Annotated in this window: 23 protein-coding genes; 4 read left to right on the plus strand and 19 right to left on the minus strand. The window is 41.4% G+C overall.

What is annotated here, in order from left to right; all coding sequences use genetic code 11:
• Positions 1-2: 2 nt before the first annotated feature.
• The 10 genes from DWX96_RS04090 to DWX96_RS04135 all read right to left on the minus strand — a co-directional run bounded on the left by DWX96_RS04090 (position 3) and on the right by DWX96_RS04135 (position 8840).
• Positions 3-2594 carry an ATP-binding protein gene (locus DWX96_RS04090; RefSeq protein WP_118056820.1) on the minus strand — a complete coding sequence of 864 codons (2592 nt, stop codon included), beginning with the start codon at positions 2592-2594 and terminating at the stop codon, positions 3-5.
• Between the two features lie 78 nt (positions 2595-2672).
• Positions 2673-3608: a cysteine synthase A gene (gene cysK / locus DWX96_RS04095; RefSeq protein ID WP_117699075.1), complete on the minus strand. Its 936-nt coding sequence runs from the start codon at positions 3606-3608 to the stop codon at positions 2673-2675.
• A 16-nt stretch (positions 3609-3624) separates the two neighbouring features.
• Positions 3625-4527 (minus strand): NAD(P)/FAD-dependent oxidoreductase, encoded by a 903-nt coding sequence (locus DWX96_RS04100; RefSeq protein ID WP_022243145.1) that lies wholly within the window; start codon positions 4525-4527, stop codon positions 3625-3627.
• The gene (locus tag DWX96_RS04105) at positions 4521-4931 is read right to left on the minus strand and encodes a M67 family metallopeptidase (RefSeq protein WP_118056821.1); all 411 of its coding nucleotides are present in this window, start codon (positions 4929-4931) and stop codon (positions 4521-4523) included. Before DWX96_RS04105 ends, DWX96_RS04100 begins: the two co-directional genes overlap by 7 nt.
• A gap of 60 nt (positions 4932-4991) precedes the next feature.
• Positions 4992-5798, minus strand: coding sequence for a HesA/MoeB/ThiF family protein (locus DWX96_RS04110; RefSeq protein ID WP_117699072.1), 807 nt, complete (start codon positions 5796-5798; stop codon positions 4992-4994).
• On the minus strand, positions 5782-6003 hold the full coding sequence (thiS, locus tag DWX96_RS04115; protein WP_022243148.1) for a sulfur carrier protein ThiS: 222 nt from the start codon (positions 6001-6003) through the stop codon (positions 5782-5784). The genes DWX96_RS04110 and thiS overlap by 17 nt, the downstream gene beginning before the upstream one ends.
• Positions 6004-6032: 29 nt before the next feature.
• Positions 6033-6356: a thioredoxin gene (gene trxA / locus DWX96_RS04120; RefSeq protein ID WP_022243149.1), complete on the minus strand. Its 324-nt coding sequence runs from the start codon at positions 6354-6356 to the stop codon at positions 6033-6035.
• A gap of 21 nt (positions 6357-6377) precedes the next feature.
• Positions 6378-6629 (minus strand): sulfurtransferase TusA family protein, encoded by a 252-nt coding sequence (locus tag DWX96_RS04125; RefSeq protein WP_242988730.1) that lies wholly within the window; start codon positions 6627-6629, stop codon positions 6378-6380.
• Positions 6630-6706: 77 nt separating this feature from the next.
• Positions 6707-7573, minus strand: a complete 867-nt coding sequence (locus tag DWX96_RS04130; protein ID WP_022243151.1) for a 4Fe-4S binding protein — start codon at positions 7571-7573, stop codon at positions 6707-6709.
• Between the two features lie 16 nt (positions 7574-7589).
• On the minus strand, positions 7590-8840 hold the full coding sequence (locus DWX96_RS04135; RefSeq protein ID WP_118056822.1) for an O-acetylhomoserine aminocarboxypropyltransferase/cysteine synthase family protein: 1251 nt from the start codon (positions 8838-8840) through the stop codon (positions 7590-7592).
• 289 nt (positions 8841-9129) lie between these two features.
• Between DWX96_RS04135 and DWX96_RS04140 the strand changes: the two genes are divergently transcribed.
• Complete coding sequence (locus DWX96_RS04140) at positions 9130-10134, plus strand: FecCD family ABC transporter permease (protein ID WP_197420870.1); 1005 nt, start codon at positions 9130-9132, stop codon at positions 10132-10134.
• Positions 10127-10885 carry an ABC transporter ATP-binding protein gene (locus DWX96_RS04145; protein WP_117947607.1) on the plus strand — a complete coding sequence of 253 codons (759 nt, stop codon included), beginning with the start codon at positions 10127-10129 and terminating at the stop codon, positions 10883-10885. Before DWX96_RS04140 ends, DWX96_RS04145 begins: the two co-directional genes overlap by 8 nt.
• A 5-nt stretch (positions 10886-10890) precedes the next feature.
• On the opposite strand, the gene larE is transcribed toward DWX96_RS04145, so the two are convergent.
• The 3 genes from larE to DWX96_RS14390 all read right to left on the minus strand — a co-directional run bounded on the left by larE (position 10891) and on the right by DWX96_RS14390 (position 13115).
• Entirely contained in the window at positions 10891-11724 is an 834-nt protein-coding gene (larE, locus tag DWX96_RS04150; protein WP_118056823.1) for an ATP-dependent sacrificial sulfur transferase LarE, read from the minus strand.
• 11 nt (positions 11725-11735) lie between these two features.
• Positions 11736-12680 (minus strand): Rpn family recombination-promoting nuclease/putative transposase, encoded by a 945-nt coding sequence (locus DWX96_RS04155; protein WP_117699068.1) that lies wholly within the window; start codon positions 12678-12680, stop codon positions 11736-11738.
• Positions 12681-12869: 189 nt separating this feature from the next.
• Complete coding sequence (locus DWX96_RS14390) at positions 12870-13115, minus strand: hypothetical protein (protein ID WP_197420871.1); 246 nt, start codon at positions 13113-13115, stop codon at positions 12870-12872.
• A 298-nt stretch (positions 13116-13413) separates the two neighbouring features.
• On the opposite strand from DWX96_RS14390, the gene DWX96_RS04165 reads away from it, so the two are divergent.
• Both DWX96_RS04165 and DWX96_RS04170 read left to right on the plus strand, forming a co-directional pair.
• Entirely contained in the window at positions 13414-14178 is a 765-nt protein-coding gene (locus DWX96_RS04165) for a class I SAM-dependent methyltransferase (protein ID WP_117699067.1), read from the plus strand.
• Between the two features lie 71 nt (positions 14179-14249).
• Positions 14250-14918, plus strand: coding sequence for a hypothetical protein (locus DWX96_RS04170; protein ID WP_008402220.1), 669 nt, complete (start codon positions 14250-14252; stop codon positions 14916-14918).
• A gap of 287 nt (positions 14919-15205) precedes the next feature.
• Here DWX96_RS04170 and DWX96_RS04175 read toward each other — a convergent pair whose 3' ends face one another.
• The 6 genes from DWX96_RS04175 to DWX96_RS04200 form a co-directional block, all read right to left on the minus strand.
• The gene (locus tag DWX96_RS04175; RefSeq protein ID WP_242988732.1) at positions 15206-15451 is read right to left on the minus strand and encodes a LacI family DNA-binding transcriptional regulator; all 246 of its coding nucleotides are present in this window, start codon (positions 15449-15451) and stop codon (positions 15206-15208) included.
• 94 nt (positions 15452-15545) lie between these two features.
• Positions 15546-17243 (minus strand): sulfate adenylyltransferase subunit 1, encoded by a 1698-nt coding sequence (locus DWX96_RS04180; protein ID WP_117840880.1) that lies wholly within the window; start codon positions 17241-17243, stop codon positions 15546-15548.
• Position 17244: 1 nt separating this feature from the next.
• Entirely contained in the window at positions 17245-18144 is a 900-nt protein-coding gene (gene cysD / locus DWX96_RS04185; protein ID WP_117946578.1) for a sulfate adenylyltransferase subunit CysD, read from the minus strand.
• A 33-nt stretch (positions 18145-18177) separates the two neighbouring features.
• Positions 18178-18492, minus strand: a complete 315-nt coding sequence (locus tag DWX96_RS04190) for a 4Fe-4S dicluster domain-containing protein (protein WP_117946580.1) — start codon at positions 18490-18492, stop codon at positions 18178-18180.
• Complete coding sequence (locus tag DWX96_RS04195) at positions 18476-20188, minus strand: adenylyl-sulfate reductase subunit alpha (protein ID WP_117946582.1); 1713 nt, start codon at positions 20186-20188, stop codon at positions 18476-18478. The genes DWX96_RS04190 and DWX96_RS04195 overlap by 17 nt, the downstream gene beginning before the upstream one ends.
• A 6-nt stretch (positions 20189-20194) precedes the next feature.
• Positions 20195-21256: an ABC transporter ATP-binding protein gene (locus DWX96_RS04200; protein WP_118056824.1), complete on the minus strand. Its 1062-nt coding sequence runs from the start codon at positions 21254-21256 to the stop codon at positions 20195-20197.

Consider the following 21256-nt stretch of genomic DNA (forward strand, 5'->3'; position numbering starts at 1 on the left):
TCCTATTCCCTGATTGCCTGCACCACTTTCTGCCATTCTTCCATGGTCTTTGAATAAAATACTTCTATCTTCTGCATATCTCTTTCTTTTCCTGCACATTCCAACTGATAGAAATAATCCCCCAGCTGTTTTGCACCGATTCCCCAGGCCTCTCCCTTTAATCCATGGGATATGGTAACAAAGGATTTCCATAATTCCACAGTTTCTGTGGTATCTTCTGTTCCAGGATCAGATGCAGTTTCCGTTTTCTGAAGGGATTCTGCTGTTTCATTGAGAAGCTGCAGCTTCTTTTCTTTTTCGTCTGCAAAGATGCCTAACAATGTCCTATAGAACTGTTCGTCTCCATCTGCATAAGACAGTCCTTCCTCTACTGAAATGCCGCATTTTTCCAGCTGGTGAAATAAAATATCCGTCTGAAGAGAAGCTATCTTTTCTTCTCCGCTTAAGTAAAGATTCTGTTCCGGGATACTGCCTTTTAAATATTTTTGTAAGATGCTTTCTAAAGTTTTGGATTTTACCGGCTTGGTAATATACTCTGCAAATCCTTCGTTTTTATACAGTTCTTTTGCACCAGCTGTTGCATTAGCGGTAAATGCCACTGCCTGAGTATAATGATTTCGTCCTTTCTCATCTGCACGGATGAGGTGCAGCGTCTCTATACCATCCGGCTTCGGCATCATATGGTCTAAAAGAAGTAAATCATATGTTTTCTCTTCACATTTTTGAATGGCAGTATTTCCATCCATCACGGTTTCCATTTTAACCTTTGTCTTATGTAAAAGATGTTCTAATACCATCAGATTCTGCTTATTATCATCTACCGCAAGAATGGTAAAGCTGCTGTAATCCGCATTCATACTTTTCGCACTCTGTTTTGTAAAATGATGTTTTTCCGATACTTCTACCCACGGAATCCGAATCGTAAAGGTACTTCCCTTTGTCACTTCACTAATCAGGCTGATGCTTCCACCCATAGCCTCTGCCAGTTGTCTTGCAATATCCAGTCCGAGCCCGATTCCGTCTTTCCTGCTGTTTCTGGCATTATTGCCCCGTTCAAAGCTTTCAAAGATTTTATCCTGATCTTCTTTTCCTATTCCGATTCCACTGTCAGTCACAGTTATCTTTAAAAAGGTATCTCCATTTTCCGCCGCTTTTTCTGCGCCCAGCTCCACAAAGCCATCATCTGTGTATTTCAACGCATTTTCCAGAAGATTAATGATAATCTGACGGATATGTGCCTTGTCTCCATAGAAATGTTTTCCCGGTTTTAATAATGGTTCCTCCATCCGCAGCCGGAAGCTTAAAGATTTCTTCTCTGCCTGTGGTCTCATCTGGGCTGCTGCGTCATTGATAACCTCTTCTAAAGCAAATGCATCCTTCTTTATCTGAAGCGTACCACTTTCTAACCGTGAAGCATCTAACACTTCTTCTATCAGTGCAATCATACTGTCACCGGCAGATGCAATTTCTCTGGTATATCTACGGATTTTCTCTTCTGATGTTTCTTCGGAAATCACTTCATTCATACCAAGTATCGTATGCATCGGAGTCCGCAGCTCATGGCTCACTTTCATTAAAAATCTGGTCTTGGCTTCATCCGCACTACGAAGTCTCTGCATCATTTCCAAGTTTTCTGTCTGATCGATAAACCAGAGCATGCAGCCATCTTTTTCACCATTTTCCACAATATCTTCCATACGAAGTTCATAGATGCGGTCATTTTTATGCAACAGCCTTTCCCGGTTTGTCAGTGCCTGCAGGATTTCTTTTTGCCTGCTTGCGGCACTTCCTACCTTTATTTCCGGGAAAAGTTCCTTCATACGCTGATTGACGGAAATAATTTTATTTTCTGCATCCAGGATAATCAGGCCTTCTTTTCCATGATTAAATGCATTATCCACCGCAGCCTGCAGAGAGCCAAAATATCCATAACGAATCATTGCCATCATCATGCAGAACATCATAATTGTCATGGCAATGACTACCGGATTATAACTGCCAAATACACCCAGACCCTTTAAGATTAATTCCAGTGCAAAAGTTCCCACACCTGCTATCATATAAATAATCCGCTTTTTATGAATCGGTGAACTCTCCCCGTAACGCATGATACACAAAATAAATACCGCAAGTATTACCGTTCCCAGATGTATATAATGCAGTTTCCAGATGATTCCGGGTATAACTTCAATCCGGTGATATATGCCATCTTTCAATATCCGCATTGTTTTATAAAAATATGGATGATATTCTGCCGTAAATACTCCTGTCAAAACAATTGTATTAATTACTGCCTGAATAAAATAAATAAACTTTGGAATTTTTAATCTGCCAAATTCGGATGCAAACCATAAAAATGCCATCAGAAAGCCTGCCTGTCCCACATACTGGATACACAGCCCCGCAAGTGCCTCACCAACGGTATCCGAATGCACCAGTTCCAGATGAACTCCCACCACAAACAGCATGGTAAAAATATCATAAATAATAAATGCAAGCTGTGCTTTGGAGAGCTTTTTATGAAGGCAGACTGCCAACATAAAAAGCATCAGGATAAGCGCTATAATATTTACCGACACAAGAAAATAGAACATACTTCTTTTCCTTTCGTAAAAGTCTTTTTGACTCTTTTACCATATTATAGCGGAATGCCTGATGCTTTTCCACTGATTTTATTTTGCAAATAAAGGAGTAGATAAATAGCGGTCCCCGGAATCCGGAAGAAGCACCACAATGTTCTTTCCTTTATTTTCTTTCCTTTTTGCCAGCTCAACAGCTGCCTTTAATGCAGCTCCTGCACTGATTCCCACAAGAATTCCCTCGCTGCGGGCAAATGCTCTTCCTTCTTCAAAGGCATCATCATTTTTGATTGGAATAATCTCATCATAAACAGAAGTATCCAGTGTATCCGGAATAAATCCGGCACCGATTCCCTGAATTTTATGAGGTCCGACTTTTCCCTGTGAAAGAACCGGACTGGTTGCAGGTTCTACTGCAACAATGTGTACGGACTTCTTCTGCTTTTTCAGATATTTTCCAACTCCGGTTATGGTTCCACCTGTTCCGACTCCTGCCACAAAAATATCAACGCTGCCTTCTGTCTGTTCCCAGATTTCCGGTCCTGTGGTTTCTTCATGGGCTTTTGGATTTGCCGGATTTTCAAACTGTCCTAAAATAATTGAACCTGGAATCTCTTTATGAAGTTCTTCTGCTTTTTCGATTGCACCCTTCATTCCCTTATACCCGGAGGTCAGCACAATATGCGCTCCATACGCCTGCAGAAGATTCCGACGTTCTACCGTCATGGTTTCCGGCAATGTTAAAATTGCATGATACCCTTTTGCAGCCGCCACAGAAGCAAGTCCGATTCCCGTATTACCGGAAGTTGGCTCGATAATCGTAGCTCCCGGCTTTAATTTTCCCTTTCTCTCTGCATCTTCAATCATGGCAAGTGCCACTCGGTCTTTTACCGAACCTGCCGGATTAAAATACTCCAGCTTGGCAATGATTGCCGCATCCTCTACACCTGCCTCTTTCATATAATTATGAAGATAGAGCATCGGCGTCTTTCCAATCAGTTCCGAAGCACTGTCCACTATTCCTTTCACACACGTTTCCTTCTTTCTATTCCATTCCTTTGATATATCCGGTTGCAGACTGAATTGCCACTGCACCATCTGCAACTGCTGTGACTACCTGACGCAGGCTTTTCGTCCGCACATCTCCTGCCACGAACAGTCCCGCAAGACTGCTACTGCAGTCTTCTCCTGCAATCACATAGCCTTTCTCATCGAGAACGTCAAGGTTCTTTAATAATTCCGTATTTGGAATCATTCCAACCGCTTCAAAAACACCATCTACAGCTATTGTCCCACCGTTATCTAAAATAATACCATCTACTTTATCTTCCCCGGTGATTTCCTGTACTCTCGTATTGGTAAGTATCGTTACATTGGAAAGCTCTTCTAATTTCTTTTTTGTCTTCTCTGCTCCACGGAATTCTGCTCTCCGGTGAATGAGATATACCTGTTCGCAGATATCGGATAAATACAATGCATCATCCAATGCGGTATCTCCACCACCGATGACTGCAGCTTTCTTTCCCTTATAAAAGGCACCGTCACAGACTGCACAAAAAGAAACTCCTTTTGCCAGCAGCTTTTCTTCTCCCGGCACCCCTAATCTGCGGTTCTGACAGCCTGCCGCATAGACTACGGTTTTCGCTTCTATGTTCTTTCCATCTTCACAGGAAATGACAAAGCTTTGCTCTTTTTTTGTAATGGCTGTAACCTCTGCCTCTTCAATGGTTACTCCAAGTCCTTCGGCATGCTCTAAGAATGCCTCTCCTAAAGAATAACCGTCTTTGCCCGGCAGTCCCGGGTAATTATCTACCCGGCTGCTGTATGCAATCTGTCCGGTTCCAAGATATTCTTTTTCCAGTACAACTGCATCGAGGTTTGCCCGCTTAGCATAGATTGCCGCACTTAAACCTGCCGGCCCACTTCCAATGATAACTACATCTAACATATTACCAGATCTTCCTTTGTTGATTCGTCGCCTTCAATATGAAATGAATTGAGTACCGGCTGTTCCGGTTCCATCAGAGAAAGAATCATATAGCTTGCTTTACTGTCATATGCAAGACGCTTATCTTCTTCGGATGGTCTTGAAGGAGATTCCGGATGGGAGTGCCAGTTGCCTAAAGGCATGAGACCATTGGCACGCATATCCTTTACGGCTGCTAACTGCTCTTTCGGATCCAGTGTAAAATGCTCATTGGAATGGTCGATATTGGTCAACAGATATACCTTTTCTACCACCTTATCCTCTCCGTCTTTGGTTCCTGCAATCAGTCCGCAAGCCTCTTCTGGTACACAGCTTTTGGCATGTGCCAGTATTTTTTCATAATCTGCTTTTTTTAATGAAATCATGCTATCCTCTTTCTATGTTTCATGGGTTATGTATCTGATAACATTTATTTACTGATACATTTATTTATCTGTACATTCTGCCTGTTCATAATCAATCAGCTCTGTTATGGTCGGATGTTCTCCACAAACGGCACATCCCTTGCCATTCCAAGGAAGCTTAATCTTGTGGAATTCCTGCTTAATTGCATCATAGGTCAATAACTGACCGGTCAGCAGATCTCCTACTCCAAGGATGTATTTGATTGCTTCCATTGCCTGAAGGCTTCCGATGACACCACCCATTGCGCCGATAACACCAGCCTGCTTACAGGTCGGTACGGCATCCTTTGGTGGTGGATTCTTAAATACACAACGGTAACATGGTCCCTCTCCCGGAACATAGGTCATTAACTGACCTTTGAAACGGATGATTCCTGCATGGGAAAATGGTTTCTTTGCCATAACACAGGCATCGTTAATTAAGAATTTTGCCGGGAAGTTATCGGTTCCGTCAATGATAAAATCATAATCTGCAATGATGTCCATGATATTTTCACTGGTAATGAATTCACGATATGTACGGACTTCTACATCCGGGTTCATTGCATTAATGGTCTCTTTTGCAGACTGCACTTTTGCTTTGCCAACATCTGCTGTCTGATGAATAATCTGTCTCTGAAGGTTACTTAAATCTACTTCATCTGCATCTGCAATTCCGATGGTACCTACACCTGCTGCTCCAAGATACATTGCTGCCGGTGCTCCAAGTCCGCCTGCTCCGATGATTAAAACTTTTGCATTTAAAAGTTTTTTCTGACCCTTAGCGCCAACTTCTTTTAAAATGATATGTCTGGAATAACGTTCAATCTGCTCATCCGTTAATGCCATAGCTTCCACCTCCCATGAAGTAAAGGAATTCTACATTATCACCATCCTTAAGAACGGTTGTTGCCTTTGCTTCTGTTTCTATAAATTCATCGTTAATGGATACGGTTACATATTCCGGTGTCTCTACATTTTCCTGCTCAATTAATTCCGGAAGTGTTAATCCGTCTTTTACTTCTTTCTTTTCGCCTGCTACTGTAATCTGCATAATTTCCTTCCTCTCACTTTTCTTTATTTTTATTTGTCAAGGGACTGGGTAATCCACTCCTCAAGTACCGCTTTTTTCTCTGCACCACTCTTACGGGCAATTTCTTCGCCATCCTTGAAGAGTACAATGGTTGGTACAGACATTACACTGTATTTTTCTGCCAGTTCTGAATCAAAGTTGGTATTTACTTTATAGACATTTAATTTTTCTGTCTGTTCGTCTGCGATAGCACCAATGACCGGTGACATTTTCTTGCACGGAACACAACTGTCTGAGTAAAAATCAATCAGCACCGGGAGGCTGCTCTTCAATACTTTTTCTTCAAAAGTGTCTTTTGTTACGCGTTCTGCCATTTCTTTCTCCCTTCCAGATGTTTAGTCCTCAACCTTCTTTACAATGAGGTTATAGGTTCCATCTTCGTTATTAACCAGTTTTAAAATCTGATGTCCTTCTTCTTTAATACTGCGTGGTACATTCTGTACCGGCTCGCCGTCATTCATACGGATTGCAATGACTTCGCCATCCTCTAACTCATCAATTGCAACCTTTGCCTTTACAAAAGTAAGCGGGCACACTTTATCGGTAATATCTACTGTATCATCAATCTTGATTCCTTCGATTTCCATCTTATTTCTCCTCATATAATAATTTTTATTTTGAATTTCCATTCCGATTTTTTCTTTTTCTGCTGCTTCCGGCAACTCTATTTTTCTTCAAATGCATTGCGGATTACTTTGCGGAATTCATCTTCTCCTACGCGCTGTAAAAGTAAACGGAAACGCTCACCCGGATTTGCATGCTCTTCAAAGAATCCAATGGCTGCATCAGTCACACGGAATAATGTCTCTTCATCGGTAATCAGCGGAAGTAACTGTTCTCCTTTGTAAATATGATTTCCAAATAATCCACCAAAGGATACAATATATCCGCTCTTTCCTTCCCATGCATCTGTCGGGCAGGATTTTACACAACGGCCGCAGTTGGTACATTTATCATAATCAATGGTAACTTCTGTTCCGGTACATTTGATAGCATCTTCACGGCACGCCTTTTCACAGACACCACAATTGATACATTTATCTGCTACCCAGCTTACTTCCATACCACCTTTTACACCGATATCATTTTCTTCTGCCTTAAGACAGTTGTTCTGACATCCGGTAACACCAAATTTGAATTTGTGTGGAAGCTCTCTTCCGAAGTAATGCTCATCTAATTTCTTTGCCAGGCTATAGGTATCGATACATCCGCTCGGGCAGATTTCAGAGCCCTGACATGCGGTAACGGTACGGACTCTCGGTCCACATACACCAGGTTTTACACCACCGTCTGCTAACTTTGCACGAACCTCTTCTATATCTTCAAAGTTAATAAATGGAATCTCAATGCCCTGTCTGGAAGTCATATGAACATAGCCTTTTCCATATTTTTCTGCCACATCTGCTACTGCTTTAATATTTTCTGCTGTCAGGTTTCCTCCAACTACCTGAATTCTTAAAGAAAAGAATCCTTTCTGTTTCTGGCGCATAAATCCGCCTTTTTTCAATGCCGCATAATCAATTTTTGCCATTGTCTGCTTCCTCCATTTACTCTTTGCTTTTCTCTGGTCTGCTCTGATCCATTGCCTGTCTGAAGTCTTCGATTAAATCTTCGATATCTTCAATTCCGACACTGATGCGGATCAAATCATCAAATACTCCGGCGTCTCTTTTTTCTTCCGGGGTACTGTGTACATTTAATGTAGATTCCGGATGAATCACTAATGTTTTCGTATCTCCGATATTGGAAATAATCAGCGGAAGCTTTAATGCATTGATTATTTCAAATGCCCGTTTCTTGCTTCCGGTCCGTATGGTTAAGATTCCACCAAAACGGTCCTTAAACTGTTTCTTTGCGATTTCATGCCATGGACTGCTCTCCAATCCCGGATAATTGACTGTTACATCCGGATATTCTCTTACAAAAAACCTTGCCAGTTCTGCTGCATTGTCACAGATACGCTCCATCCGGATTCCCAGTGTCTCTAACCCGATGCAGTTATAAAATGCATTCTGCGGAGACAGACAGGCTCCTGTGTTGCGGAACAGTCCATTCCGAAGCTTGGCAGTATAGGCAAATGGTCCAAACTTCTTAAAGTCTGCCATGCCCGGATATTTTTCCACATCCCACTTAAATCTGCCGCTGTCCGTAATAATTCCGCTGATGGAATTGCTGTGACCATTGATGTATTTAGAGGAAGAATTCATTACAATATCCGCTCCTAGGGAAAGCGGCTTCACTAAGAATGCAGTAGCAACCGTATTATCTATAATGAGCGGTACCTGATGCTCATGTGCCAGATTTGCAAGTGCCGTAATATCTGTCACATCAAGTCTTGGATTACCAATGGTCTCTGCAAAGTAAAGACGGGTATGTTCATTGGTCTTTGCTTCAAATGCAGCCAGGTCATTGTTTTCCACATAATGTGTTGTGATACCAAATGCCTCTAAGTCACGGAATAAATCAATGCTGCCGCCATAGAGACTGGCACTGGATACGATTTCATCGCCGGAACGAAGGATATTACAAAATGCATTGTAGAGTGCTGCCATTCCTGATGCACAGGCAACGCTTGCTACGCCACCCTCTAACGCCGTTACTCTTTTTTCAAATGCATCTACCGTAGGATTACTGATTCTCGTATAGGAATATCCCGGTGCCTGGTTATGAAAAATCTTTTCTAGCTTCTCTGCCGACTCATGTGCAAATGCACTGGATTGATAAATCGGAGTTGTTGTTGCACCTGTATTCGGTTCTCCTTGAAAATCTCCATGTAATAATGCGGTATTAAACTTCATCTTACGCTCCAATTCCTGCACGTCTTATCGTGCACTAAATACTTTGAACTGCCTTAGGAAATCTATTTACGATTATTCCTATTGGTTTTGTATGAATTATATTTTACTATATTTTTCTAATTTGTCAATACTAATTTATCAGAGCATTGTTATTTCTCTCCGAATATGTTATTTTATTCACGCAAGCGACCGCCGCAGGCGCGAGAACGTGCCAAGGCTCATTCTTTGTTGCAACAATACTTTTCAGGAAACACAATACATATTTCTGGAATAACGGAAAGGATTTCCTATGTACACGAGAAAAAAAATCATTTTATCTTTTGCCGGAATGTTTTTCCTGCTGCTTCTTATGATGTTGGCAAGTCTTTTTTTCGGCAGTGTTTTATTAAATCCAAAAGAGATTTTATCCTGTCTGATTCAAAATGACCGGACTTCTGTCACAGGTCTGTTACTTTTTCATATCAGAATTCCACGGATGTTTGGTGCCATTGCTGCCGGCATGGGTTTATCCTGCGCCGGAGTTATCTTACAGACTGTTATGAATAATTCCCTTGCCAGTCCGAATACCATCGGTGTCAATTCCGGAGCCGGATTTGCCGTTATGATTGGGCTTGCCCTCTTCCAGGGCCGTGCAGCCCATAATGCCATCTTTGCATTTGCAGGTGCCTTTCTGACAACACTTCTTATTTTTGCACTGGCGTATATGGCAGACAGCAAACGTACTACTATTATTCTTGCCGGAATTACCGTTTCTTCTTTTTTAAGTGCCGGAATCAATACGGTAAAATTATTAAGTGATGATATCACCTTAAACCTCACTACCTTTATGATTGGTTCTCTTTCTGATGTCACCACCAAAACGCTGTTGGCTCCCGGCATTGCCATTGTCATTGCGGTTATTCTCTCCTGCTTTTTTGGAAGCCACATGAATGTTCTGAGTCTTGGAGAAGATGTTGCCCGCTCCCTTGGCATTCCGGTATCGCTGCTCCGTTTCCTGTTATTGATGCTTTCCAGTATACTGGCAGGCTGTGTGGTAAGCTATGCAGGACTTTTAAGCTTCGTCGGGCTGATTGTTCCTCATATTGCAAGACGGCTCTTTGGCAATGATCTGCGGCTTTTAGTTCCCCTTTGTGCTCTCTTAGGTGCAAGTTTCGTCCTCTTCTGTGACACCCTTGGACGTGTTATTGCCGCACCATATGAACTTCCTGCCGGCATTATTCTTTCTTTTGTTGGCGGACCGTTTTTCTTATATCTTTTATTAGGAAAGAAAGGAGGCCGCAGAGTCCATGCTTAAATTTGATTCCGTTTCCATTGGCTACCACAAGGTGCCTCTGATTAAAAATCTGTCCGTTGAAATTCCTACCGGCAGCATCACAACCATCGTAGGGCCAAATGGCTGTGGCAAAACAACACTGATTTCCGTATTAAATAAATCCAGCCAGCTTTTTAACGGCTCTATCACATTAGATGGCGAAGATATTTATCATATGAATGGACACCTTCGTGCCCAGAAAATTGCATTTTTACCGCAGATTCGTGAAGTGATTCCTGCTCTTCCGGTTCATACCTTAGTGGAGCATGGACGTTTTCCATATCTTGGCTTCTCCAGACGCCTCACCAAAGAAGACCGCAAACTGGTGGAAGATGCCATGGAATTTACCCATATTACGGATTACCGCAACGTTGCAACTGACACTCTTTCCGGTGGGATAAGACAGCGTGTCTTCTTTGCCATGACTTTAGCCCAGAACTGCGATACGATTATTTTGGATGAACCGACTACCTTCTTAGACTTGGAAAGCCAGAATAATTTCTACCGGATGCTTCCAATCTTAAAAGCACAGGGAAAAACAATTCTTTTGGTGCTGCACGACCTTGCCAAGGCACTTACTATTTCAGACAAACTTATCGTCATGGAATCCGGTGCCATCTGCTTTCAGGGCACTCCGGATGAATGCGTACAAAAAAACGTCTTAAATAAAGTATTTCATACTTCACTTAAGACGTTCTCTGATGCGGAAGGAACTTACTACTTCTTTGAGTAAGTTCCTTACTTTTCCAATGTTTCATTCATACTTCCCATCCGGTAACCGCAAAGGTCTAAGGTTACATAGGTAAATCCATATTCCCGGAAAGCTTTTGCAATTCTCTCCCGATTCTCCTTTTCCATCAGCTTCGAAAATTCTTCCGGCTCAATCTCAATTCTTGCCATCATTCCATGAATTCTTACCCTCACCTGATGAAAACCTAAATCCAATAATAATTGTTCCGCTTTATCCACCATTGTAAGTTTCTCTTCGGATATGGTCTCTCCATAGACAAACCGGGATGACAGACAGGCAAAGGACTGCTTTTCCCAGGTTGGAAGATTCAATGCCTTCGAAAGAACACGAATATCCTGCTTGGTAAAACCACAGTCTCTGAGCGGACTTTTTATTCCAAGCTCTGCCACTGCTTTTAATCCCGGACGATAATCTCCGTTATCATCAAGGTTAGAGCCTTCCGCCACATAAGCTATTTTCTTTTCTTCTGCAATCTTTAATATCTTTTCAAATAATTCATGCTTGCAAAGATAACAGCGGTTCTTAGGATTCTGTGCAAATCCTTCGATTTCAAGTTCTTCCGATTCTGTAATAAAATGTCTTATATTTTCTTTCCGGCAAAATGCTTCTGCTTCCCCTAACTCTCTCTTTGGAAATGAACAGGAGGACGCAGTTACTGCAATTGCCCGCTCTCCCAATACATCATGCGCCACTTTCAAAAGATAGGTGGAATCCACACCACTTGAGAATGCAACTGCCACGCTGCCTAATTTTTCAAAATATTGTTTTAACGCTTCCTGCTTTTTTAACTGTTCCGGAGTTGGCGCTGCTATTTTATCCATTTCTTATGCCTCTACTTCACTTCTTCTCTGAGTTCTTTTACCGTAGCAAGCTCCAGTCCGACCTTTTCTGCAATTACTTCATCTGTCAGAAGGTCTAAAAGGTTTCTTGCAACACTGATTTTTTCTCTGGCAATTCCACGGGCTTCACCAATTTTAATTCCTTTTGCTTCGCCAATCTTAATGCCCTGCGCTTCACCAATCTTGATGCCCTGCGCTTCACCAATCTCTATTCCCTTGTTGGTCATCTCTTCTGCAAACGTACACATTGTAATCACCTCTCCTGCCTTCACACGTTCTGCTACTGTTTTCTCTATTTTGACATAGGTTTTATCATTTGTAAACACCCGAAGTAGATTCAAAACCGCTTCTACATGGCAGATTGCCTCCGGATGTTCCTTGGGATTATATCTTCCAAGACGTTTTTCTGCAAAAAAATCTGCTACAATTTTAAAATCGCTCTTAAACTCTTTTCGGACTTTCTCCGGCAAAAATGCAATATTAAAAACAAATATTTTATAATCATTTACATACGGTCTTAGTTCCGGAGAAACATCTAAAATGTCAAATAGCGCATTCGGACTTTTCCATTCTGTATCACTGAAATTTAAAACAATCGTAATTGCCGGATATTTTCGTTCTTCCCCACGGTCAATCTGCGCCCGATACACAGCATAATCATACCCCATAATCCGGATGGGCATATTTTTGTCTATCCGACTTTCATTTTCAATCCCAAAAGATGCCACTTTGTATAACCCATTCTTATATAATTTCACAGTATCCCGAAACTGATTCCGAAGATTGTTTTCTTCCACCTTATAGATGCTTTCTGTTGGTCCCTCTTCCAATCCTTCTTCCAAAAGAATCTCCTTTCGAAAAAGTAATACATTATATATGTCAGCAAAAACATCCGAAAATGATTCCAGATATTTTTCTGCCAAATCCTTATCTGCCAAGTATTTTCCCCCTGTTAAATAAATATTTTGGATAAAAAGATTCTGAAAATATGAATATAAGATTATCACGAATACAGGCAGTTCAACACGCCTGCATAATAGATGAATATCGAATATTATTATGAACTGATTTTACTTAAGTATAATAGCAAAAATATTCCGAAGAGCACAAGTACTCTGCGGAATATTTTAATCTAATTTAATAGAATTTATATAATCTTTACAAAGATAAAACATTTTTTCTGTTTTTGTAACTATTTTCTTCTCATTTTTGTCATTTTCCATGTAAACGTTTGCGCACATGTACTTTAACATACCAATGGCGATCAGGTCATTGGCACAGTATATGGCTGTTGGCGGATTCTCACCCTGAATCAGCTTCTCCATGACTGCATAGCCAATCTTACGGTGTCCTAAAGAAATCAGATATTCCAATGCCTTTGCTGCAATTCTTCTTTCATCACAGATGACCTCATCTACTTGATAATTGGTAGAATTACGATTTACTGAAACAATTACTTTAGTCCCTATTTACATTTGTGTGTCCGATGTATCAACAGTATAATTATGCATTTCATGAATTGCGTATGCAATTAGAAAATCAAGTAGTCCAAATTCCATAAAATGAAATTTTAGGGCAAATTACAGACATTAGCTTGGCTGTAGTATTTTTAAACAACATGTGTTAGACTACTGTTATACAAATCGGAAGTTTACAGCGAGGTAAAAGTTTATGAATAACTATAATGAAGTGAAAAAATCATTTGGTACACAAGCAGAGAAATTTGCTTCATATCATATGTCTAAGGCAGAATATACCGATTATTTGATTCGTAGTATTCAGGCAAGGGGCAATGAACATGCATTGGAGGTTGCTGCTGGAACCTGTATATGTGGAAGAGCAGTGGCTCCTTATGTTAAGGACATTACTTGTTTGGATTTGACAGAAGCAATGTTGGAGCAGGGAAAAAAACTGGCAAAGCAAGAAGGTATTCAGAACATATCATTTGTATCGGGGAATGCGGAATGCTTACCTTTTGAAGATGAAACATTTGACCTTGTGATTACAAGACTTTCATTGCACCATTTTGTTGAGCCTGAAAAGCCTTTTCGGGAGATGCAACGAGTTTTGAAAAAAGGTGGAAAACTTGTTATTTGGGATATGGTAGCGACTACAGAAGAATTGCGTGAAACTAATGACGCTATTGAAACGATGCGTGATAACTCACATACAAGAATACTTAGCAGAGAAGAATTTGAAGCATTGTTTGAGGATGCTTTTGAGCTTCAGCTTGAAGAAACAACACTTGTTCCTGTAAATCTACAAAGTTGGATGGATTTGACAAGTACACCAGAGGATATTCAAAAAGATATTATTGATAAAATGGAATACGATTTGAATGGTGGAGATAAAACAGGTTTTAATCCCTATATCAAGGAGGGACAAATATGCTTTGACCATAGGTGGTTATTGCTGATTGGAAAAAAGGAAAACTAATCCCCATTTATCAAGAAAAAGAAACTTTCAGTTTATAGAGTTAAAAAATATAAGTTAAGGAGGCATGTATTATGAAAAAAGTAATCTATCTGCTTGTATTATGTATGGTGCTGGGAATGGCTGGATGTGGAACGAATCAAGAAAATAAAGAACCTGTGTCTGGAAATGTGTCCGTAGAAACAGAAAATAAAGAAAATGATGATGTAGTACAAAATGAGCAAATAGCAGATACTGGCTCATATCCTCCATGTGTTATGGTTGATGGTGTTATATATAAAGACACAGGATATGTAGCGTCAATGCCTGGTTGTGGAACAATGGATGGAGAAATTGTGTCAACAGTGGCAGGGACAGAGTTACCATCTGAAAATAATCAATCAAATTTCGGAAGCGGATATCATTATCAAAGGAGTTCTGAAGGTCAGCTCATAGTAGTCATTGATGACGAACGAATCATATTTAGAGATATTGAAAAAGATGATACGTCTATTCCAATAGAGGTTATCAATTTTAATGCAAAAGTAAAAGAAATTACCGATGATGGAGAACTTCTTGTAACGCATGTGAGTACAGCTGAAGGCTTTTGTCAGATGAATGATGGAGAGTATTATGTATCGGCAGAAAATTTAGCGGAAGATGTTCAGGTGGGAGATATCGTTACAATATGGTTTAATGGAATGATTCAAGAAACATACCCTGCTCAATTGGGGGTAGTTTATAGAATCATTAAAACACAATAATTAGTCAAATTCCAGTTTGTCAATTACAGATGACATTGAAAGAGTCAGCCCATTCAAGATGCTGGCTCTTTCAAAAATTCCATTCTAATAAATTGCACGACAACTTATCAAAAAATAAGCTCCACATTATGGAAAATGAATATAAAATGTATAAAAGTAGAAAAAGCGAATAATTATAAGGAATTATGCATCAGACACACTTTTGTAAAAAGGGAGTTACTTTATAGTAGGAAGACAGCTTCTTTAACACCTGGGGCTCACATTTTCCAGGTATAATTAAGCCGTCACTATTCCTGATTATTTCCCGTCCGTGTCATTAAAATATCAAGGTAATACATCGTGTCTTTTGTAGTACTCTTACCCATTTTCAGATTCCTGGCTGCCTCGTTTGGCATATAGTTCATCTCTCTTGCTATCTGCCAGATTTTCTCCCGCAGCCCTTCCGATGAACATTTGTAATCCGGATTATTCAAAACACGGGATACAGTGGCTGTTGAAACGCCTGCTATCGCCGCAATTTTCTTAATCGACATATTAATCCCTCCTGTATCCCGCATTTTTTATGAGGAACCGCAAAAAGCGTATTCCCAGCTATTTTTATGACTTATTTTTTTTACAACTAATTTCCTATAACCAGATTTCATCCTTGAAAATAATCTTACGATATGTTTCAAAATGCAGCCACTTATTGAAGAAGTCACTGGATGGTTTTTCACCTGCTGCAGCCAGATCGTCTAAGAATGCCTGTGCATCCTGTGCAGATGTAATGGCAACGGCAAAGCCTCTTCCGTTGATAACCGGAACATTGCTGTACTGGTATTCTGCCAGCGGTGCAATCTTTTCTACCTTGCGTCCACGAACCTGTACAAAGATTCTTTCTCTTAAGATGACAATATCGAAGTCATCCGGATACTGATAGCTCTCTCCGCTTACCGGAATTTCATCTCCAATGGTATAGGTCTTCTGAACCGGACGTACCTTGGCAATCGTCATACTCTCAAGGTTATAATAGAACTCTTCGAAAATGTCTCCATTTCCCTTAAGGCTTCCATATACGAAAGCTGCTTTTAAATCCTTGCTCTCATCTACGGCAGCATCTTCTACTACACCGCAGGCAGAAGTCATATTGGAAATACGGTCAATCAGAATCAGCTCTCCTAAAGTCTTATGCTTTTTGAATTCATCGATGACAACCGGCTCCTGCAAATCAAGGTCACAGACTGCAATCTCATTTTTCTTAAGCTGTCCTGCCGGAATAAATTCACCGGTATTTACATCAATCTTATACTGAATGTTCTTTAAGATACCAGGAATCTGCTTGGTTCCAAGTTTTACCAGATAATCGGTTCCCGGTGTCAGCTCCTCATCATCCATCCAGAGAATGGTTGCTGTAAAGGATTTGCTGATTGGCAGGTTATTGCCGGATGCAATGACACAGCCTCTGGATACGTCTACTTCTTTATCAAGCTGCAGTGTAACCGGCTGTCCCATAAAGGCACTCTGGCTGTCTTTATCTCCTACTAAAATGCTCTTGATATGCGCACGCTCATTGCTTGGCAGGGTAACGATTTCGTCTCCGACTTTTACTTCACCGGATTCAATCTGTCCCTGGAATCCACGGAAAGTATGGTCCGGACGGCACACTCTCTGTACCGGCATATAGAAGCCCTCTTCCTGCTTCTTCTCTGTTACATCTACTTTTTCAAGGTATGGAAGCAATGCCTCTCCCTTGTACCAGCTAATTTTATCGGATTTGGTTGTTACATTATCACCTTCTGTTGCAGAAACCGGAATAATGTAAATGCTCTCTAACTTCAGTTCGTCTGCTAATTCTTTAATCTGTGCTTCGATTTCTTTGAAACGCTCTTCGCTGTAGTCTACCAGATCCATTTTGTTTACTGCAAATACAAAGAACTTGATTCCCATTAATGCACAGATTCTGGCATGTCTTCTGGTCTGTACCAGTACCCCTTGTTTTGCATCAATTAAGATAACTGCAAGGTCTGCAAAGGATGCACCAACCGCCATGTTTCTGGTGTACTCTTCATGACCCGGTGTATCTGCTACGATAAAGCTTCTGTTGTCTGTTGTAAAATAACGGTATGCTACGTCAATGGTAATACCCTGCTCACGCTCTGCCATCAGTCCGTCCAACAGAAGAGAATAGTCAATTGCTCCACCGCGGCTTCCTACTTTGGAATCTAATTCCAGTGCTTTTTCCTGGTCTGTATACAAAAGCTTTGCATCATAAAGAATGTGTCCAATCAAAGTGGACTTTCCGTCATCCACACTACCGCATGTAATAAATTTTAATAATCCACTCATCTTAGAAATACCCCTCTCTCTTTCTTCTTTCCATACTGCCTGCTGCTTCGTTATCAATGACACGGGTGGTTCTCTCGGAAGATACTGCACTTAAAGTCTCATCGATAATTTCATCCAATGTAGTTGCTGTTGACTCTGTTCCTCCGGTCAAAGGATAGCATCCTAAGGTACGGAAACGTACACTCTTGTACTGGATTTCTTCTCCCGGAAGCAGACGCATACGGTCATCATCCACCATGATAATATTTCCATCACGATATACTACCGGACGTACTGCTGCAAAATATAATGGTACAATGTCAATTTTCTCACGTTTGATATACTGCCAGATATCAGTCTCTGTCCAGTTGGAAATCGGGAATACCCGAATGCTTTCGCCTTTATTGATTTTAGCGTTGTAAAGCTTCCACATTTCCGGTCTCTGGTTCTTCGGGTCCCAGGCATGATTTTCATTACGGAAGGAGAAAATTCTTTCCTTTGCACGGGATTTTTCCTCGTCTCGTCTGCCGCCACCAAATGCTGCAGTAAATCCATATTTATTTAGTGCCTGTTTCAGTGCCTGTGTTTTCATGATGTCGGTATATGCAGAGCCATGGTCGAATGGGTTAATGCCCTTCTTTACACCATCTTCATTGATATACTCTAACATTTCAATGCCAAGCTTCTTTGCTGTCTCATCACGGAAGTGAATCATTTCCTTGAATTTCCATGTGGTATTTACATGCAGGAATGGAAATGGCGGCTTCTCCGGATAAAATGCTTTCATGGCAAGATGCAGCATTACGGAGCTGTCTTTTCCAATGGAATAAAGCATAACCGGCTTCTCGCACTCTGCGGCCACCTCTCTTATGATGTAAATTGCTTCTGCTTCCAGTTCATCCAAATGTGATAATTCACCCATACTTACCTCTTTCTGCCACCCCGTGGCGATTTATTAATATTGATTCGATTGCTTTCTGTCGATAACGATGGTCTCTACGGTGCCATCCCTTTTCTCTATCTTCCAGTCCAGATACTGTTCCCGGCTTGCAACACTCATCTTACTTCCCATGCCGCCCATATCGGCTCCCAGGTAAAGTGCTATGGCATCTGCCTTACATTCTTTAATACAGGAGCAGCAGCCCCAGCAGTCCTTCGGATAGAGCATACATGCCTTTCCGTCAGAACCCATTCCAATCAGAGTTCCCGGACAGACCTGACTGCATCTGCCGCATCCCACACATTTGCTTTGATTAATAGCTATGCTCATAGGTCTCACCTCGCTTTACTAATTCCCGGAAGAGCACATGGATTTTACCATTTTCTTTTCTGGTATTGACATATTTTAACCACTCATCACTCTTATCCGGATAATCTAAGTTTTCTGCAAAACTGTGCCATCGGGTTTCCTTTCTGGCTCTCAGATGATAAATCAGTGTCTCACAGACCGTCAGCCGGTTCTTAAGCTCATAGACAAACATCAGCTCATGCATATTGGAAGCTCCAAGCCCCTTCGAAAGTTCCTTTAACTTTTCGATTTTCTCTTCTGCCAGATTCAGCTGGTTTTCATTAAACTGATAATGATTACTGATTCCGCCTGCATAGGTATCCATTACCTTCTGCATGGCTTCTTCTAATTGTTCCGTATCATATAAACCGGACTGATTTGTTAAAATCTTATCATACTCCTTCATCTTTTCTTCAAATCTGTTGTCACAGAATGCTTTTTCTTCTTCCGTCATTTCATAGCTTGCAGCCTTTTCTTTTGCAAGGTCTTCTACCATTGCCTTTGCTGCAATCTCGCCCTCGACCATGGCTCCTGTTACATATTTCTGTGGACAGCCTCCTGCCACATCTCCGGCTGCATACAGTCCGTGAATCGTAGATTCTCTTCTGGTGTCAACCCAGTAACCACTGGCGGTATGTCCACCTACCACATACGGCTCGGTTCCTTCGATTTCCACATTCTGCTCACTTGGGTTCTTTCCCTGTTCGATCCATTTTAAGGTCTGGCTTGGTGCCATGTTAAGATAAGCTTTCTTTAAGGAATCGTCCTGCTCGGCACTGATTCCTTCTGTCCGAAGATAACATGGACCGTGTCCTAATAAATTCTCTTTTACGGTTCCATACACACGCTGTGAAGTGGTAAGTCCGTATTTTGTCTCATACACTTCACCAAGGGCATTTACCTGCTTTGCCCCCACACCCTGTGCAATGGTTCCGGTCGGTGCGATGGTATCTTTGCAACGCAGTGCAATAAAACGCATTTCAAAGGTGGTCATCTCTGCTCCCGACTCAATTCCCATGGCATAACCGGCTCCGGTATTAAATGGTGGATACCACATCTTATGTCTGGAGAATCCCGGATTGTTCGGCCGGTAAAGACCGGATGCTCCACCGGTTGCACAAAGCACTTTCTTCGCCCGGATTTCTACTGCTGTCTCATTTTCAATGGAAAATCCCACTGCACCATAAATCCTGTTCTCCTTTACCAGATAATCGGTAATTGCCACCCGGTTTAAAATCGTAACATTTGGCAGTACCTCTACTGCAGAAGCAAGTAACGGCTTGATATTCTCACCGTTGATTTTGATATTCCGGTTTCCTCTTGCCACATATTTACCATTCTCATCTTTTAAAATGACAAGACCAAGCTTCTCCATTTTCTCTGTTACACGGTTTAAGCCCTCCGACATGGTAAGAAGTAAATCCTCTCTTACGATGCCGTCTGCATCCTTTTTGGCATAATCCACATAATCTTCCGGCTTTCTGCCCTCTACGATATATGCATTAATGGCATTTACTCCGGCTGCAAGACAGCCGCTTCTTTTGATGTTGGCTTTCTCTGCAATGATAACTTTCGCATCGGACTGTTCTGCAATGGTCAGTGCTGCATAACAGCCTGCGGTTCCACCGCCAATAATTAAAATGTCTGTATCCAATATTTTTCTGTTTTTAATTTCCATAGCAACTTAGATGTAGAATACATCATCCTCCTGCATTTCTTTATTTTCACAGAGATACGTCCGCTCTTTATCCAGCACATATAACCGGTAAATCAAAAGGCTTACCTTCTCTCCGATTTCAAGACTTTCTTTTTCCAATGGCCATTCACAGATTATCTCTATGCCGCCTACGTCTACCGTAACATCCAGACGGTTTCCACGGAATACGATATCCTTTACAATGCCATCCTGGGATGCACTCATATAGCGGTCAATTTTGCCAAATTTATGTATCTTTACAAATTCCGGTCGGATGACTGCTTTCGCTGCGCCCTCGATTTTATCAAATCCATGCAGCTCTTCGTAATGTTCCACCAGGGAAGAACGTCCAATAAACTGTGCTACAAACGGAGTATCCGGTGTATTATAAATCTCTGCCGGTGTTCCAATCTGTTCGATGGTTCCGTGATTGGTAATGATAATCTCATCTGCCACCTCAACGGCTTCATCCTGGTCATGGGTTACAAAAATGCTGGTGATTCCAAGCTTTGTAACCACACTACGAAGCCAGAGTCTTAATTCCGAACGAACTTTGGCATCAATTGCTGCAAACGGTTCATCCAGAAGCAGTACCTGTGGTCTTGGTGCCAATGCCCTTGCAAAAGCAACTCTCTGCCGCTGTCCGCCGGACAACTGGTTCGGATACCGCTTCTCCATACCGGAAAGTCCGGTAATCTCCAAAAGCTCCATTACCCGCTTCTTAATCTCTTTCTTTGGCACCTTCTGAAGCTCCAGTCCAAATGCCACATTGTCATATACCGTCATATAGCGGAACAATGCGTAATTCTGAAAAACAAATCCGATGCCTCGTTTGGAAGCCGGTACATCATTGACCCGTTTTCCGCCGATGTAAATATCTCCGGAATTTGGAATTTCCAGTCCTGCAATCATACGAAGCAGTGTTGTCTTTCCACTGCCGGATGGTCCAAGCAGTGCCACCAGTTTTCCTTTTTCAATGCCAAAGCTGACATGATCAGAAGCTTTAAAACTACCATATTGTTTGCATATATCTTTCATTTCAACATACAT

The organism is Roseburia sp. AF22-2LB, assembly GCF_003461125.1.
Taxonomy (GTDB): domain Bacteria; phylum Bacillota; class Clostridia; order Lachnospirales; family Lachnospiraceae; genus Roseburia_C; species Roseburia_C amylophila.